This is a genomic window from Streptomyces sp. NBC_01276 (assembly GCF_041435355.1).
Taxonomy (GTDB): Bacteria; Actinomycetota; Actinomycetes; order Streptomycetales; family Streptomycetaceae; genus Streptomyces.
This window is the reverse complement of sequence record NZ_CP108442.1, coordinates 45,179-60,768: the sequence shown is the minus strand read 5'-3', so window position 1 is coordinate 60,768 and position 15,590 is coordinate 45,179. Positions and strand designations below refer to the sequence as shown.

General features: G+C 70.8%; 16 protein-coding genes. 7 read left to right on the top strand and 9 right to left on the bottom strand.

Annotated elements, in window-relative coordinates:
- The first annotated feature begins 18 nt into the window (after positions 1-18).
- Positions 19-1,158, top strand: coding sequence for a PucR family transcriptional regulator (locus OG295_RS00335; protein ID WP_371674921.1), 1,140 nt, complete (start codon positions 19-21; stop codon positions 1,156-1,158).
- A 583-nt stretch (positions 1,159-1,741) separates the two neighbouring features.
- Here OG295_RS00335 and OG295_RS00330 read toward each other — a convergent pair.
- The 3 genes from OG295_RS00330 to OG295_RS00320 form a co-directional block, all read right to left on the bottom strand.
- Positions 1,742-1,942, bottom strand: a complete 201-nt coding sequence (locus OG295_RS00330; RefSeq protein ID WP_371674920.1) for a hypothetical protein — start codon at positions 1,940-1,942, stop codon at positions 1,742-1,744.
- Between the two features lie 147 nt (positions 1,943-2,089).
- Positions 2,090-2,362 carry a hypothetical protein gene (locus OG295_RS00325; protein ID WP_371674919.1) on the bottom strand — a complete coding sequence of 91 codons (273 nt, stop codon included), beginning with the start codon at positions 2,360-2,362 and terminating at the stop codon, positions 2,090-2,092.
- Positions 2,362-2,595 (bottom strand): hypothetical protein, encoded by a 234-nt coding sequence (locus OG295_RS00320; RefSeq protein WP_371674918.1) that lies wholly within the window; start codon positions 2,593-2,595, stop codon positions 2,362-2,364. The genes OG295_RS00325 and OG295_RS00320 overlap by 1 nt, the downstream gene beginning before the upstream one ends.
- Before the next feature lie 807 nt (positions 2,596-3,402).
- Between OG295_RS00320 and OG295_RS00315 the strand changes: the two genes are divergently transcribed.
- Positions 3,403-4,920 carry a TROVE domain-containing protein gene (locus OG295_RS00315; protein WP_371674917.1) on the top strand — a complete coding sequence of 506 codons (1,518 nt, stop codon included), beginning with the start codon at positions 3,403-3,405 and terminating at the stop codon, positions 4,918-4,920.
- Between the two features lie 1,498 nt (positions 4,921-6,418).
- On the opposite strand, the gene OG295_RS00310 is transcribed toward OG295_RS00315, so the two are convergent.
- Positions 6,419-7,495, bottom strand: a complete 1,077-nt coding sequence (locus OG295_RS00310) for a polyprenyl synthetase family protein (RefSeq protein WP_371674916.1) — start codon at positions 7,493-7,495, stop codon at positions 6,419-6,421.
- Between the two features lie 361 nt (positions 7,496-7,856).
- Positions 7,857-8,465, bottom strand: coding sequence for a GNAT family N-acetyltransferase (locus OG295_RS00305; protein WP_371674915.1), 609 nt, complete (start codon positions 8,463-8,465; stop codon positions 7,857-7,859).
- Between the two features lie 56 nt (positions 8,466-8,521).
- Between OG295_RS00305 and OG295_RS00300 the strand changes: the two genes are divergently transcribed.
- Positions 8,522-8,827 carry a hypothetical protein gene (locus OG295_RS00300; protein ID WP_371674914.1) on the top strand — a complete coding sequence of 102 codons (306 nt, stop codon included), beginning with the start codon at positions 8,522-8,524 and terminating at the stop codon, positions 8,825-8,827.
- A 33-nt stretch (positions 8,828-8,860) separates the two neighbouring features.
- Here the strand turns inward: OG295_RS00300 and OG295_RS00295 are convergent, their stop codons facing one another.
- Entirely contained in the window at positions 8,861-9,736 is an 876-nt protein-coding gene (locus tag OG295_RS00295; RefSeq protein WP_371674913.1) for a hypothetical protein, read from the bottom strand.
- Positions 9,737-9,746: 10 nt separating this feature from the next.
- A complete protein-coding gene (locus OG295_RS00290) occupies positions 9,747-10,310 on the bottom strand; it encodes a papain-like cysteine protease family protein (RefSeq protein ID WP_371674912.1) in 564 nt (187 codons plus the stop codon).
- Positions 10,311-10,444: 134 nt separating this feature from the next.
- Here OG295_RS00290 and OG295_RS00285 point away from each other — a divergent pair, with 134 nt between their 5' ends.
- Positions 10,445-10,921: a hypothetical protein gene (locus OG295_RS00285; protein ID WP_371674911.1), complete on the top strand. Its 477-nt coding sequence runs from the start codon at positions 10,445-10,447 to the stop codon at positions 10,919-10,921.
- Between the two features lie 74 nt (positions 10,922-10,995).
- Here the strand turns inward: OG295_RS00285 and OG295_RS00280 are convergent, their stop codons facing one another.
- Complete coding sequence (locus tag OG295_RS00280) at positions 10,996-11,634, bottom strand: hypothetical protein (protein WP_371674910.1); 639 nt, start codon at positions 11,632-11,634, stop codon at positions 10,996-10,998.
- Between the two features lie 245 nt (positions 11,635-11,879).
- Between OG295_RS00280 and OG295_RS00275 the strand changes: the two genes are divergently transcribed.
- Entirely contained in the window at positions 11,880-12,041 is a 162-nt protein-coding gene (locus tag OG295_RS00275; protein ID WP_371681054.1) for a hydrophobic protein, read from the top strand.
- A gap of 416 nt (positions 12,042-12,457) precedes the next feature.
- On the opposite strand, the gene OG295_RS00270 is transcribed toward OG295_RS00275, so the two are convergent.
- On the bottom strand, positions 12,458-12,895 hold the full coding sequence (locus OG295_RS00270; protein ID WP_371674909.1) for a MerR family transcriptional regulator: 438 nt from the start codon (positions 12,893-12,895) through the stop codon (positions 12,458-12,460).
- 55 nt (positions 12,896-12,950) lie between these two features.
- On the opposite strand from OG295_RS00270, the gene OG295_RS00265 reads away from it, so the two are divergent.
- Both OG295_RS00265 and OG295_RS00260 read left to right on the top strand, forming a co-directional pair.
- Complete coding sequence (locus OG295_RS00265; RefSeq protein WP_371674908.1) at positions 12,951-13,922, top strand: SDR family NAD(P)-dependent oxidoreductase; 972 nt, start codon at positions 12,951-12,953, stop codon at positions 13,920-13,922.
- Positions 13,923-15,318: 1,396 nt separating this feature from the next.
- Positions 15,319-15,531 (top strand): hypothetical protein, encoded by a 213-nt coding sequence (locus OG295_RS00260; protein ID WP_371674907.1) that lies wholly within the window; start codon positions 15,319-15,321, stop codon positions 15,529-15,531.
- The last annotated feature ends 59 nt before the right edge of the window (positions 15,532-15,590 follow it).

Genomic DNA, 15,590 nt, shown 5'->3' with positions numbered 1-15,590 from the left:
TTCGCAGGGAACAAAAAATTGAGCCATGCAGTCCGGAGGGCCAGCGAACTGGTCCTGGACGAGACGACGGTCACCGCGCTTCGGGCCGTGCTGAGGACCACCGCCGACGAGGTCGTCCAGGCGATCATCGACGAGGTCCCGCCCTACGCCAACGCCCTTTCGGGCCGCATGGGCGCCACCATCCGCCGAGCCGTCCGCACCGCCCTGGGCCTCTACCTCGACCTCGCGAGCGGGAACGCCACGGGCGGCGACGCCGGAGACGCGGCCTACGAGCTGGGCCGCGGCGAGGTCCGCGACGGCCGTTCGATGGACGCCCTGCTCAGCGCCTACCGGGTCGGCGCCCGCGTGGCCTGGCGAGGCCTGGCCGCAGGTGCCGTACCCGCGGGTCTGCCCGCCGCCCAGGTCGCCAAATTCGCCGAGCTGACCTTCGCCTACATCGACGAGCTCTCCGCAGCGAGCGCCGCGGGCCACGCCGACGAACTGGCCGCGCGGGGCCGGGCCCACGAGCGCCACCTGGAACAACTGGCCCGCGACCTCCTCTCCGGCGCGAGCCCGGACGTGCTCCTCGCCGCTGCCGGGCGGGCCGGGTGGCAGCCTCCGGTTTCGCTGACCGCAGTCCTGCTGCCGGCCGCGCAGGCCCGGCCGGCCTACCGCACGCTCGACCCGGGCACCCTCGTCCTCGACGATCTGCCGGACGCCTCCGGCGTGCTGCTCGTCCCCGACGCCGACCGGTCACATCTGCTGAGGAAGCTGCCCGACCGCACCGCCGTGGTCGGCCCGGCCCGGCCGTGGACGCGTGCGTCCGCCTCGTACGCACGAGCCCTCCGCGCGCGCACCCTCTCCTCCGACATCCGCGACACCGAGGACCACCTGCCCGAGCTGGTGCTGAGCGCCGACGCGGACGCGTTCGCCGACCTGCGTGCCCGAGCCCTCGCACCGTTGCAGACCTTGCCTGTCGCGACCGCGCGGCGGCTGGAGGAGACGTTGCGGGCGTGGCTCCTGCACCATGGCAGGCGGAACGAGGTGGCGGCGGCGTTGTTCGTCCATCCCCAGACCGTCCGGTACCGGATGTCGCAGCTGCGGGAGCTTTTTCCGGATCTCGAGTCGCCGCACCGGGTCCTTGAACTGACGCTCGCGGTCGGTCTCCGGGTCAGCTGACTCGATCTTCAACCGTGAGGTTCGTTCGCCGGCAGGCCGCGACAAGATCGTTCCACGGGTGTGATCAGCCGCTTGGGGCACGCCTCAGCCGCCGCTCAGCGGAGACGGCCGGGCCGGGTCATGTCGGGGTCTCCTCGTAAGGTGCGCCAACAGGTGCTCCGCCGCGATGGAGGCCGTGCCTTGCGGCGCGCCGACTGCGGTCAGGGCGGCGATCAGCCTGGCAGATCCTGTCACCAGCCACCGACACGGTCCGGTTCGGGATGGGCAAGGAGACGCCGGCCAGTTGCAGAGCGGCTCCGGTACGGGCCTCCGCGGAAGAGCACGCGGGGTGAAGACGAGCAGCCGGAAACCGTCGCACTTCCGCTCGCAGGCCAGACCCGGGCCGGTACAGGGCGGGGATGGTCCCGCACCTCCGCATCACGCCCTTGGCCCCCGCCCCCCGCCTGGAGCGCTCCGAGCAGCACGGCCTGGCGGAGTGCGCCGTACAGCCGAGTGCGGGCGCGTTGACCTGTGCCATCAACGACACAGGGCACGCGTGACCGCGGCGGCTGTGACTGACCGGAGCGGCTGCGGCAGGTTCAGGTCAGGGAGTCGAGCCGGTAGCGATGGCATGGCCGATCGCGGCGGCTGCGTCGGCAATGCCCGCCAGGGTTGCCTTGTCGTTCAAAGCGGTGACCACGTCCTGGGTCAGTGGGCGAAGGGCATATGCGTGGCGCACCGCGTGGATGTCGACCGGTGAGCGGCCGAAGGGCGCACGACACCCGCCGCTGGTGCTCAGGGGCATGCCGTCAGAAGGCCGTCCGGTGGCGAAACGAACTCGCGGAGCACGGTGGCCGTGACCGGGCACTCCACCACTCGGCGCCGGCCGCCGAGGCCGCGGTGGCCGGAGGAGTTCCTGGACGATCGCCGGCATCGTGCTCCTTGGCTCGGGTCAGACCTCGATGTAGGCGACGACGACCACGGTGCGCAGCGCCGTGACCCAGAACAGGAGCCGGACGCGCTCGATGTCGTCGGTGTACTGGCGCAGCTGGGGGCCGGTGCTGTCGCCGGGGAGGGCCTCGCCGACGTCGGGGTCGACGGAGACGACGACCAGGGCGCGGTCCAGGGCGTGGATCTCCGCCTCACTGGTGATGTTCTCCAGCTGCTTCGCCGCGGAGTCGGAGAAGGCAATCCGGGCACGGCGCGGGCTGTGCTGCGTGGCCATCAGGCGACGGCCGGGCGCTGGGCTGCGAGCTGGGCCAGGTGGGCCCCGCGCAGTTCCTCCCACGGCGTGCAGCCCCCCACCGGGGGCAGCCCGTTCTCTGCGATGTCCTCCAGGACGGCGGCGAACCGGTCGGCGTTCTCGCGGGTCCTGGCCGCGTACGCGCGGACCGCGTCGACGGCTGCGGGCTCCAGCTGCTGCCGGGCGGTGCCGGCGGGGGCCGACTGTTCGCTCATCGAGGGCTCCAGGGCACGTAACTGGCGGGTCTCACCACGGTATCGCCGGGTGGAAGGCCCTGGGACCACTCCGGCCGAACCAGCCCGGGGATCACCGTCCGTTCATGTCCGCGATCCGTCGGCGGAGGTGTTCGAGGAACTCCTACAAGGTGGCCGCCGCGACTCGTAGTCGTCAGACCGGGAAGCCGTGGTGGACTTCCAGACCTGTCCGCTGTCTCCGATCGCGAACAGGCAGCCCCCTCCGTCACTGGCGGAACGCCTGCATCAGCTTCGTCAGTGCCGCTCCGGCCTGCTCCCTCCAGGACCGGACCCACTCCGCGTCAAGCCGCTCACCAGGCACGTCGCCCCCTCGAATACTCGTGGGACCCGCCGGCGCGAGCCCGGAAGAACATATCCGAGGGCCCGGCATTCGCTGCTCCGGGCAGCGCACGTCGCCGGACGCTCCGCGACTACGCCGAAGCCCCGACCTGACGCGCTCGCACCGTTTATTCGCTGGCGAGAGGTCGGTTGGCCTGCTTGAGTGTCATCGCGACCGCGCCCCCGATGCGCCCGGCTGCGGCTACTTCCTTCCGACACTCAAGTGATGCCGCCGCCCCTTTTGATCTCGGGCGGCGCGGCCGCACCCCGCCCCGTCGGAACCTCTTGGCCGGGGCCGTCGTTCTCTGGATCCGGGGGGATTCACTGCCTCGCCACACCCAACGCGTTTCCAAGATCTGGTCCGAGATGCTCGTGGCCCCGCACGTCTCAGCGGCAGCCGCCCGCGCCACGTCCGCACCCGCGATCCACCACTGGCGCACTCGGCAGGCCATGCGCACCCACGAAGGCGGCCCGGCGTTCGTGCGGGAGCCCCGGGAAGAGCTCTTCCTCTTGGCCGTCGGCAACTTCGCCTCCCAGCAGACCTTCTACGAGAGCCGCCAGGAGCGCGACGACCGCTACGCCCGCCTCGTGGCACAACTCGCCGTCGAGGACGCCGTATGGACGGCCGGCCTGCTGCGCTGGCTCCGCAGTGAGGGCAACATGCGCACCGCGTCCCTCGTGGGCGCCGCCGCGTATGTCCGGGCACGGCTGGAGACCGGGTCCGCCGACGGCCCGTCCAACCGGTCTGTGGTCGACTCAGTGCTCCAGCGCGCCGATGAGCCCGGAGAGCTGCTCGCCCACTGGACCTCGCGCTACGGGCGGAACGTGCCGCAACCCGTGAAACGGGGCATCGCCGACGCCGTGCGCCGGCTGTACTCCTCGCGGTCCCTGCTGAAGTACGACACCGCCTCCAAAGCCTTCCGCTTCGGGGACGTGCTCAACCTCGTGCACGCTTCCCCCCATCCGGACAAGCCCTGGCAGGGAGATCTCTTCCAGCACGCCCTGGACCGCCGCCACCGCCCTGAGCAGGGCTCCGTGCCGGCCTCCGACCGGCTGCTGAGCGAGCACCGGGCGCTGATGGAGCTGCCGCTGGACGAGCGGCGCGCCACGGCGACCGGGCCGGGCGGCGCTGAACGGCTGGCGGCGGCGGGCATGACCTGGGAGGCCCTGGCGGGCTGGCTCCACGGCCCGTTGGACGCCGCCGTCTGGGAAGCCGTGATTCCTTCGATGGGCCCCATGGCGCTCTTGCGGAACCTGCGTAACTTCGACGAAGCAGGGGTCTCGGACGAAGTTGCGGCGCGGGTGGCGGCACGCATCTCCGATGCCGACGAGGTCGCCCGGTCCCGGCAGTTCCCCTTCCGGTACCTGGCCGCCCACCGGCACGCGTCGCCCCGTTGGGCTGCCCCGCTGGAACGGGCACTTGGCCACTCCCTGGCCAACGTGCCGGCCCTGCCCGGCCGGACGCTGATCCTGGTGGACCGGTCCGACTCCATGTTCTGGGACACCGTCTCCGAGCGGTCCACGCTGAGCCGCGCGGACGCGACGGCCGTCTTCGGGACCGCCCTCGCGATGCGCGCCCGGCAGGCGGACCTGGTGGAGTTCGGCTGGTCCAGCGCACCGGTGCCGTTCGGGGTGGGGGAACCGGTACTGGAGGTGCTGAAACGGTTCCATAGTCTCGGGGGTACACAGACCACGATGGCCTTGCGCGCCCACTACCGGGACCACGACCGCGTGCTGATCGTCACCGACGAGCAGGCCGCGCACCAGGGCCCCGGCAGGCCGGCCGAACCGGTACCGTCCTCGGTCCCCGTGTACACCTGGAACTTGGCGGGGTACCAGCCGGCCCACATCCCGTCGGGCCCCCACCGGCACACCTTCGGCGGGCTCACGGACGCCGCGTTCCGGATGGTCGGCCTCATCGAGGCCGGCCGCCACGCGACCTGGCCGTGGACCGCGGATACGGCGTAGCGAGAGGCTCCCCTCCCCGCGAGGCCGGGACACGTTCACGGCGCGTCGGCCGCGTCCCCCTGCATGGGCATTCTGTACGGGCGGGACCGCCGCCCGTACAGACACAACGGGCACCGGGCCCGGGGCATATCAGCTGCCTCGGGCGGCCGCCGGCCGACCAGCTGCGTGAGCAGCCCGATGATCCACACCAGGTTGCACGTCCCTCGGCTCACCCGTCGATCTTTCCGTCCTCGTCCACGGAGGGATGGGCGACGGAGTCGAGCCAGTCGGCCCGATCGTGGTGTTCCATGGCCTCGGCCACCTCGTGGGGCCAGGTTCCAAGGCTCGGCCACCCCAGGGCCTCTGTGGAAGCCGTGGTCAGGGCGGTGGTAGCCGAGCCCCGCAAACAGGCCATCGACCTTCGCAAGGCCCGCGACCTGTTGCGGGCGGCACAGACACCGTAGGCATCGATCGCTGTCCGCCCGGCCCCCGCTGCGGGGACGGCGCTCGCGCCGGCGGACAAGACCTCGGACCGGCTGTACGACGTGATGGACCGCAAACCTGGCACTGGAGAAGGACCGCCTCGGCACCCACCAGGACCAGGTCGTCGCACTCAGCGATGTCCCGGCGGCCGCCGCCGGGATGGCGGCGCTCACCGGGCAGCTGCACACCGCACAGAAGGAACTGGACTGGGCACGCCGGGCCCGACCCAATGCGGAGGTGCTCGCCGCCCGGGCGCAGCAGGAGAGCGGCGCAGCTGCAGGAGGAACTTGCCCGGCTCCGGGCCGCGGCACCGGGTGCGGACGAGCCCCTGCCGGTCGCGGCGCAGCTGCAGGAGGAGTTCTTCCCCGCCGATGTCGAGCGGGCCCTGTCGACTGCCGAGGGCTTTCTGCAGGAGGGCGCGCAGCTGCGAGAACGGTTCGGCGGCGAGCTGCAGGTCGCCGGACCGTCCGAGCAGCAGGAGGGGGTGGCGGGGGAGCCGGTGATGATGCGGATCGTGGTCCTGCTGGGCTGCCGGACCCTGGGGGTTCTGCTGGTGGTGGGCGGAGCGATGGTCAACTACGCGCTTGGAGCCTCGACGCGGGAAGCATCTTCAGTCGGCTGCTGCGTGTCGGCTGGGCCCTCGCCACGGTGGCCGGGAGGAGCACGCCCGCCGTGCGGATCCTCATCGCCGTGACAGGCGAGGTCGTCGGTCTGTTCCCCGGGAGCGCACTGGCACGGGCTTTCCATGTGGAGGCGATGCCCGGCGGACCCGTCCAGGCTCCGTGAGCGGCTCGCCGAGAGTGGCCACCGAGGCACGGCGCCGATCCGGCCGGGCTCGAACACGGCCCGGACCTGGGCCGGGCCGCTCGGCACACGGGGCTGGTGGGGTGGTGAGGGGGCCGGACCGGTGTCACTGGCGGAGCATGGCTGCGATCCGGCGCCGAGCGAGGGGAGGATCGGTGATCAGCGTCCCGGATGACGGTGTCACGGCCATGGGGCAAGCGGGTGAGCACTCGTCTGGCGCCGGCCACCGGAGTCACAGGGTGCGTTGTGCGCCCCACAGCGGGAGTTGCTCGAAGAACTCCACGGCCTCCTCGCGCCACCGTGGCCGCCAGCCCGCCGCGACACCGGCCGCCTCCTCGGCAACACGGCGCATGTCCGCCCGCAACCGCTCGTCGACGCCGTGCCGACGGGCGATGTCCTGGACCCGCTCGACGGTCTCCGCCGGGCAGCCGGGATCGGCGAGCGCGGCCTCCACCACCTCTCGCTCTCGGCCGGCCGTCGCTGCCAGGACCGCGCACACCGCGTAACTGCGGCGGCCCTCATGCAGATCAGAGCCGGCTGGCTTGCCGACCGTACCCGAGTCCGCGAACAGGTCGAGATAGTCGTCGCGCAATTGCCCGCTCACCCCGACCAGCGTCGCGTACCGCGCCAGTTCCCTGTGGTGGGCGGCCGCGTCCTCGCCTGCTGCGATCAAACCCAACTGCAGCGGAGCCAGCACCGAGTACCGGGCGCTCTTGTACTCGGACACGATGTCCAGCACCTTACGGTCGGGGACCGGACCGAAGTCCCGCTCCAGATCGAGGACCTGTCCGAGCACCGTGTCTGCCCCTGCCGCCACCTGCACAGCCGTCATCGCCTGCCGCAACCCGTCCGACACCGGCGCGGTCAGCAGTACCTGCACCGACAGGAACGCGGCCAGATCCCCGGCCAGGACCGCCAGGCCCAGCGCCGTCTGCGGACGGTCGGGGAACCGCTCGCGGTAGGCGTAGTACACCGACGGCGCGCCCCGGCGAAGCGGTGAGTCGTCGATGATGTCGTCATGGATCAGGCCGTGCGTCTGAAGCAACTCGATACTGAGAGCTGCCTCCTCCAACCCTGCCACGGCATCGGCAGTCACCAGCCGCGCCGCCTCATACAGCAACGCGACACGGAGGCGCTTCCCCCCGCGCAACGACATGTCCCGCACCAGCTCCAGGGTCTCGGGCACGAGCACGCTACGCGGGAACTGCTGCCGGGCGACCGTGTCGAAGTAGTCCGCGAACAGCGAGTCGAAGCGATCCCGGTACCCGGTGAGCCGTTCATGGACACCGGCCGCGATTTCAGCAGTCATTACTCTCCCTGGAACACGGATCAACACGAGCAGGGCAGCAGCTGACAACCGCCGCAGGCCCGCATTCAACACTACGAAGACATCCGTGGCTCGCCGTCCCGCGCTGCCACGTCGGCTTGAACGGCATCGGCATCGGCATCGACGCCACCCGAGACCTGTTCCCCAACCGCGTCTGGGGGGACACGGGACACGTCCAGAACAGGGCTGTCCTACCTGCTACCCGGCCACCGGAGCGGTATGGCCAGCCGATCGGCCCTCGCGTGGTGACCTTCCCTTGCCAGGGGCGGCGTCTGTTCACTGTCATCGAGTTGGCCGGGCAACCCAACCCCTGATGACCAACGGGCCTGCGCTGGAAAGACATTCAGCGCGTGGTGCCCGGCCATTCCTCGCGCAGCATCCCGAACAGCACGGTGTCGTAGCGCTTGCCCGCCACCAGCACGGTGGACCGGCGTCGGCCCTCCTCGCGGAAGCCCGCCTTGGTGAAGGCCTGGACGGCCCGTTCGTTGCCGCTCCAGGTGTCGAGCTCGATCCGGTGCAGCCCGAAGGCCCCGAACAGGTGCCCCACCAGCAGTCGCAGCGCGTCGGAGCCATGGCCGCAGCCCCAGCGGTCCCGCTCGCCGATGGTGACGCCGACCGTGGCCAGCCCGGCGAACGGGTCCAGGTCACGGTAGTCCACCATGCCGATCACCGTGCCGTCGGCCAGATCCTCGACCGTGAAGACGGCCGACTCCTTCGGGTTCAGCCGCAGCATCGTCGCGAAGCCGAGCTCGACGGCCTCCGCCGTGACCGGGCCGAAGCACGGGTTGCCGCCGGCCGCCCAGTGGACCACCTCCGGATCGTTGCGCCACCGAACGTGATGCCCCGCATCCTGCGCACGGAGTGCGCGAAGCCGTACCAACTTTCCTTCGATCATGAACAGATCATAGGTCTCGACGTGATCGTCGACGATCTTGAGATCGATGGCCCGCACCTGACCCGCTCCAGGCTGGGGGCGGGGGCGGAGGGCGTGATGCGGAGGTGTGTGACGTGGTGCTGCGGCCTCCGGTCGCGCCGATGCTGGGGCAGGCCGCCGAGGGGATCCCTTCCCAGCCCCGTACCGGCCTGGGTCTGGCCTGCGAGCAGAAGTACGACGGTTACTGGCTGCTCGTTTTCACTCTGCGGGAGCCGGGTGGGCGGGTGCTGCTCCAAACCCGGAGCGGCGCCCTGGTCCAGGACGCGTTCCCCGATCTGATGGCCGCCCCCAGCTCATCGTCCTGGGCTGCCACGACCAGAACGGCCGGCTGTGCGCGGCCGGCCGGACGCGCGATGGGACCCTGCTCCTGGAGCAGGTGATCAATGAGCTGTATGGGCTCAAGCCGACGCAGTTCATCGCGGCACGCGACGTCGACGGAGTACCGCGACTCCGCCCGCGAGGGCGAGTGTCGCGCCGGTACCGCCGGCGAGGAGCAGGGCGGAGGACGGGGTGCCGTCCTCCGCGCGCGGGGGGCTGTAGCCGCTTGAGTAGCCCTTGGTGTCGTACTCCGAGCCGGGGAGCTTGTCGGCGTAGCGGGCCTTGACCAGTTTCTGGTAGTCGCCGAGCGACACCGTCGCCTGGCCTTCCAGGCCTTGCCTGGCCTGGTCGTTCAGAGGCTCGATGGTGGTGACCTTGAGCCGGTACCAGCCCCGGATCTGCGGCTCGGTGAAGACCAACGTGCCCACGGTGGCCTTGCCGGCATAAGCGGCGTCGCCGTCGCCGTCGCGCACGCCCGCCAGGTGCCAGCCGCCGCCCTGGGTGGGGGCGAGCATGACGGTGGCGTTGCGACCGTTGACGGTGGTGCTCAGGGAGGAGACCAGTTGCGTCAGCTTGACCGCTTCGGTGGGCAGCGGCGGGGCCGTGCCCGCGACGAACCCGGGGGTGATCTCGTTCAGGGCCACCGGGTCCTTGATCGTGAAGGCGGGGAGGCCCTGGCATGGCTCGGCCGTCTCGGGGATCGTCTGCACAGGCCCTGCGGCGCCCTCGCTGGGCACCGGAGTGCGCAGGAAGCGGCAGACCGTGTTGCGCACGTCGGTGGACTTCACCGCGTCGAGAGCCGCCTGGTAGTCGGGGATGTCGGCCGGGAGGGGGTCTTTCGCCGGGGCCGCGTGCGCCGGACCGGCAACGCACAGCAGTGCGGAGGCACTCAGTACGAGGACGACGGACAGGCGGGGGAAGCGAGAGGCCACCCGCGTGCTGGACGTTTCGGTACCGCTGGTGTTGCGCATGTCGCCTGCCTTAGCGGGAGATACCGATGCGGGAGTGAGTCCACTGCGATGAGCCGTTGCTCACGTAGTCGCTGTAGTTCCACCACGTGTACGTGGTGGTGTCCGGCCACGGGTCGGCTACGGCGATCTTGCTGTTCGAGGTGTCGAAGCCGTAGACCACGTTCATGTGGCCGCCGCCGGACGTCCATCCGATCCGGGCACCGATCGGCCGGGCCGCCTTGACCTCGGTGTACACCTGGTTGAACGTGGCCGCGCTGCTCAGGCCCGAGCCCGGATGCGCCATGCCGAGGCTGCTCCAGCCCCTGGCCATGTCGTCGAGCGTTGCGGGCTGGTTGTTGCATCCGTAGTAGGGCTGGGCCCGGCTGCAGAAGTCCGTCTGGGTGGAGCCCAAGCCGTGAAACTTGGCGATGGTCAGCCCGGAGGCGACCCAGCACCACTGGGACTTCTCCTGCTTCAGCATGGTGATGGTGTCCTGACCGGCTTCCGCGTGCGCCGTGCCTCCCGCGGCCGTCAGCGATCCCAAGGCGGCCAGCGCGATGGCCGACACCGTGGTTCCGTACCTCAACCTGCCCATTTTCCTGCCTTCCCCTGATGGGTACAACGAGATGATCGGGGCAATCTGGCGAGAATATGACAGCTCAGCATGTCTGGGGCACATAAGGGCCTTGGGGAAAATTGCCTCTAACTGATTATTCGTTGGGTAATCATGTGAATGAGGCATTCGCGGCGCAGGACGGGACCACCTGCGAGGGCGAGGAGGCGGATAGGTCGAAGCCGGTTTTGGCCATGTCGGCGGCCTCATCAGGAAGCGTGCAGGACCACGTCAGCCAGCCCCGCCCCGGCATCACGTACAACAACTACATGCCGAACGCCAAGGGCCCCATCATCGGCGAGCGGCAGCACTTCACCCAGAACAACGCCGACGGCGTCGACCCCACGCTGTTCGCCCAGCTCGCTGGGTGCGTCGGCCAGGACACCACCATTCTGGGCATGGCCGAGACGGACCGCGGGGAGCTGGAGCGTGTCGCCCAGGACCTCCACGCCGAGGCGACCTCCGAGGACCCTGAACCGGGCCGACTGCGCCAGTTCGCCACCCAGGTCAAGGACGAGCTCTTGGAGGCCGGCACCACCATTGCGCGGCCACGACGGGCGTACAGATGGCCGACCAGGCCCTCGCTGCGCTGATGCAGTAGCTCTTCTGGCGACCACGGGCCCCCGGGGGTCGGGCATTGCGCCGGGGTCCGTGGTGTTGCGGCGCTTCAGTTGTTGGGGTGCTCCGGGTCGGTGGCTTGCGCTTCGGCGAAGGTGCTGTAGTCGGTGGAGCGGTTGAGCAGGGTGAAGTCCATGTCACCGGCGGTGAACCGGCTCGTGTAGTAGCGCCCGGCAGCGGACTTGGGCTTCAGGCCGGTGACCGCGATCCGGCAGGCTCCTTCGTGCTGAGGGCTTCGGGACTGGTGTTCCACTCGGGGCGTGTTGTCGTACAGGAGTCCGATCTCGGCACTGCCCGAGTTCTCAGGAGCGCTGATCGTTGCGTTCCTCGACCGCCCGGTGCTCTCCTTCGTGCGGAGCGTGGCGTGCAGGCTCCAGAAGGTCTGCTCGATCGTCATGTACGTCGTGATCGGCCCCCGGTTGCCACCCTCGGGTATGTGGCTCTCCGCACTTGGCGACAACACCACGCGCCATGTGCCGGTGACCCAGGCGCGCCCAGTGAAGCGGTGGATGACTGGCCAGTGCCAGGCCCATTTGTCGAAGACGACGGTGCCGTAGCCCACGAGGGCCGGAATGTACGCGAAGAGGTACCGGAAATCGGACGGGTACAGGCCCAGGACGAGCAGGACGACCGTGTAGAGGGTAGCGGCGACGGTGGCGCCGGTGCGGATGGTCGTGGCTGTGCCCATGTCAGTCTCCGTAGCCGAGGTAGTGCAAGGCGGCCTCGATCAGCTCGCGGCCGTCCTTGTCCGTCCACTTCTGGTCTTTGCCCTCACCGAAGACTTTCTTCACCCCGTTTCTCGACGCACCGGTCCCGGTCCTCTTCTTTGACTGGTCGTGCGGTCGGCCGCCGGTGCGCTCATGTGGGCATCGGCGGGACCCTGTCGGGATGCGGCAGTTTGACTGGCGGCCCCCCATGGCCGCCGTGCTCCATATGGTTCCCCTGCTTCTCGTTCTTCTGCTCGCTCTGATCCTTTTCGGTGCCGGTTTCGCGGTGAAGATCCTCTGGTGGGTTGCGATCGCCGTGCTGGCGCCGTGGCTGATCGGGTTCGTTGCCTGTCCCAAGGGCAGCAGCGGTCGCTGGTATCGCTGGTAGCCGGACAGGTACTTCGCCGTATGCCGGTGGCCCACCCCGCGGGGTGGGCCACCGGCATGTCTGTTCAGGCCTGTTCGCCCGTCCTGACACAGGAGAACGGGCGGGCCGCCACCGGCTGGTGGCCATGGCTGCCCCGAGAGGATTCCGTAGGCCGGAGGCCGAGCGCCCACCCGCCTGCTTGCCAGGCCCGCCGCGGAGACCGGCGTCCTGTGGGAGACGGCCCGCGATGCCCACCTCGCGTACGAGCGGCCCCGTGTCGCCTGACTCATCCGGACGCCGCTCGCGCGTCGCGTCGTCACCGCACTACAACGGCGACGTCTCGGGGCGCCTTTGCACTCGCCGTACTCGGCGTCTCTGCCCATGCGGCGAGGTGCGGTGCCGGACGTCGCGGGTGGGCAGTTTCCGCAAGACGCGCGCTAGTTGCCGTTTTCGGCCGTCGGGTCCCACAGGCCGCCGGCTTCGCCGCGGGCGAGGTGGTCGGCGTACACGCCGACCTTCCCGGTGATGACGGATCGGCACTCCTCCAGTGCCCGGAGCCGCGCGTCGACGCGCTGCCGGTGGGCTTCGAGCAGGCTCAGGCGTTCCCTCTCGTTGCCCGGTCCCCGGCGCACCAGTTCGGCGAAGTGCTTGAGGTCGGCGAGCGGCATGTCGGATTCGCGAAGCTTGACGCAGATCAGCAGCCAGTCGACATCGGAGGCGGCGTAGCGCCGCCTGCCGCCCGACGTGCGCCGGACCGGCCCGACGAGGAGGCCCTCGCGCTCGTAGAAGCGCAGGGCGTGCACGCTCAGCCCCGTCCGTTCGGCCACCTCGCCGATGCTCAGCGACCCCGCGTCGGCGCCGGCGGTCGTTGTCATGGCGTTCGCTCCCGGACTTGATCTAGACCTCACTCTCGATCGTAGCGTCAGGGGCATGACCATGAACGATCAGCACCCACTCGGTTCGCCCTTCTCGGCCGCCACCCGCGCCAAGGACGTCGTGGCCGGCCGCGACCTCTCCCGCACGACCGCCGTAGTGAGCGGCGGCTATTCCGGCCTCGGCCTGGAAACCACCCGGGCATTGGCGGCCGCGGGGGCGCGGGTCGTCGTACCGGCCCGCCGGCCGCACGTCGCCCGCGCCGCCCTCCAGGGGGTGGGGGGCTGCGAGGTCGTCCCCATGGACCTGGCCGACCTCGGCAGCGTCCGCTCAGCCGCTGCGCACATCAGGGACTCCCTCGGCCGGCTCGACCTGCTGATGGCCGTGGCCGGGGTCATGGCCACCCCGGAGCGGCGCGTCGGCCCCGGCTGGGAAGGCCACCTCGCCGCCAACCACTTCGGGCACTTCACCCTCGCCTGCGAGCTCTACCCGCTCCTGGCCGCCGCGGGCGGCGCGAGGGTCGTCGTCAACAGCTCCGCCGGACACGCCCTGACCGACATCCGTCGGCACGACCCGCACTTCCGCACCGGCTACGACAAGTGGCTGGCCTACGGCCAGTCCAAGACCGCCAACGCCCTGTTCGCCGTACACCTCGATACCATCGGGCGCGACGACGGCGTCCGCGCGTTCGCCCTCCACCCAGGCAAGATCATCACCGGTCTCCAGCGCGAGATGTCCCTCCGGGAACAGATCGACCGCGGCTGGGTGGACGAGCACGGCAACGTGATCGGCGCCGGTTTCAAGACCCCGTCCCAGGGCGCGGCCACCGGGCTGTGGGCCGCCACAACACCGCTCCTCGACGGCCGAGGCGGGCTCTACCTGGAGGACTGCGACGTCGCCCGCGCCACAGCTCCCGACGCCCCCATGGACGATGGCGGTGTCCGCCCGTACGCCGTCGACCCCGAGGGGGCGGCCCGGCTCTGGGACCTCTCCGTGGCGGCCACAGGCGCGGTGCCTCTCTCCCGGTGAACCCGCGCGTCCACCCCGTCCTGGCCGCCGGCGCCATCGTCTCCGCCGCCGCGCCGTCGGCGGCGGCGCACGAGGGCGACCGCCACCACCAGCAGGGGCCTCGGCTGGAGATCAGCCGGGTCCAGAGCGGCCCGCGCATCGGCGGTAGTCCGGCCCGTAGGGGGTTTCGTCACGCGGGTGACGGGTTTCGTGACGTGCGTGCGGTGTTGTCCTCCGGCAGTGCTTCCGGGGATTTTCGTGTGCGGTAGGCGCTGGAGCGGCAGTTGGGAGAGCAGTAGCGGGCCGGTCGGCCGGTGGATCCTGGGGTCCGTGCGGGCAGGCTCCCACCGCAGAGCGGGCACGAGGGTGCGGGGCCGGGCCGGGCGGCTTCCCAAACGGGGGCGGGGGCGGGGCAGGCGGTGGCGGGCATGCCGAATGGTGGGTGGCTCCCTGTCGCTCGGCGACGACGCCTGCTTCGAAGCGGCTGCGAGCACCGCACGGGCGCCGCACGGGCGGGCCGGGAGCAGGGCCGGGGCCCGGTCCACGATGATCAGCTGAGGCAGTACCTCGGGCAGGGTGCGGACCTGGGCGCCTGCGGCGACGAGGTGTTCGGCGTGGGTGCGGGTGGGCTCGTCGAGGCGGGTGGCGTGCTGACAGAGGCCGTGAACGCGGATGCCGCGCTGGAAGAGGGCGAGGTCGCGGGGGAGTGCTTCGCGCAGTGCGGCAGGTGGGAAGGCGCCACCGTCTTCGGACACCAGGACCTCGCTGCGGCAGGAGACGACGACGTCGGTGAGCAGCGTGCGGACGGCGGACGTGTCGGGCAGGCGGTCGGTGGTGCCCTGCGGGAAGGCGTGCTGGCGGGCCGGGAGGTAGACAGGCGCGAGGGCCGCGAGCCCGTCGTGCTGCTCTCGGATCCGCCGGCGCTGGATGCGCAGGGCTTCTTCCCGGGCGCGGAGGGCGGCGTCGCGATCGGAGAGCAGGTGGCCCGGTGGCGGGCTGCGGGCTCACCGGCTGCCAGCGCACGCCGGGATCCCCGGGGGCGGCGGGGACTTCTTGGAGGAGGCAGGCATCGAGGAGCGAGTTCAGCGTCCGGTGGCTCTCGTGCTCGATGATTCCCGTCTCGGCGGCAGCCGTCGACGGGGCGGCGGGGGTGAGGCTTTCGTGGACGGCGGTCCAGCGGTAGAGCAGGACTCCGCGCCGCCCAGTTCGGATATGCCTGCTGCCCCGCCGTGACCTGGCGCAGTGCCCATGGAATCCCTCCTCAAAGTGCATGGCACACAGATGATGCCCCGGGGGTCTGCCGCGGTCGGCGCCGGGTCGGCACAGTGGTGATCACAGTCGGCGCAAGCGGCCGGCGACCAGAGCACGACCCCGGCGGACCGACCGCTGCCGGACTGCACACCAGGAGTCGACGCACATGCGGGGAAACACGGCCCGGGCCCGGGTGGCCCTCGTACCGGCCGCGGGCATCGGAGGGGGCGGTTCCGCCCCCTCCGCCGCTTCGGACGGGACCGGCGCCGGACACCGCGTCAGTGCAGACGCGGAACTTCCCGGGTGGCTCGACCCGGGCAAGGTCTGCCCCGTGACGACCGCGTGGGGCGACAAGAACTGCCCGCCCCGGCAGTACTAACGCGGTGCGGTCCGCCTCGTTAGCGGACCGTTAGCGCCCCCCGACAGAGTCCCCCATCT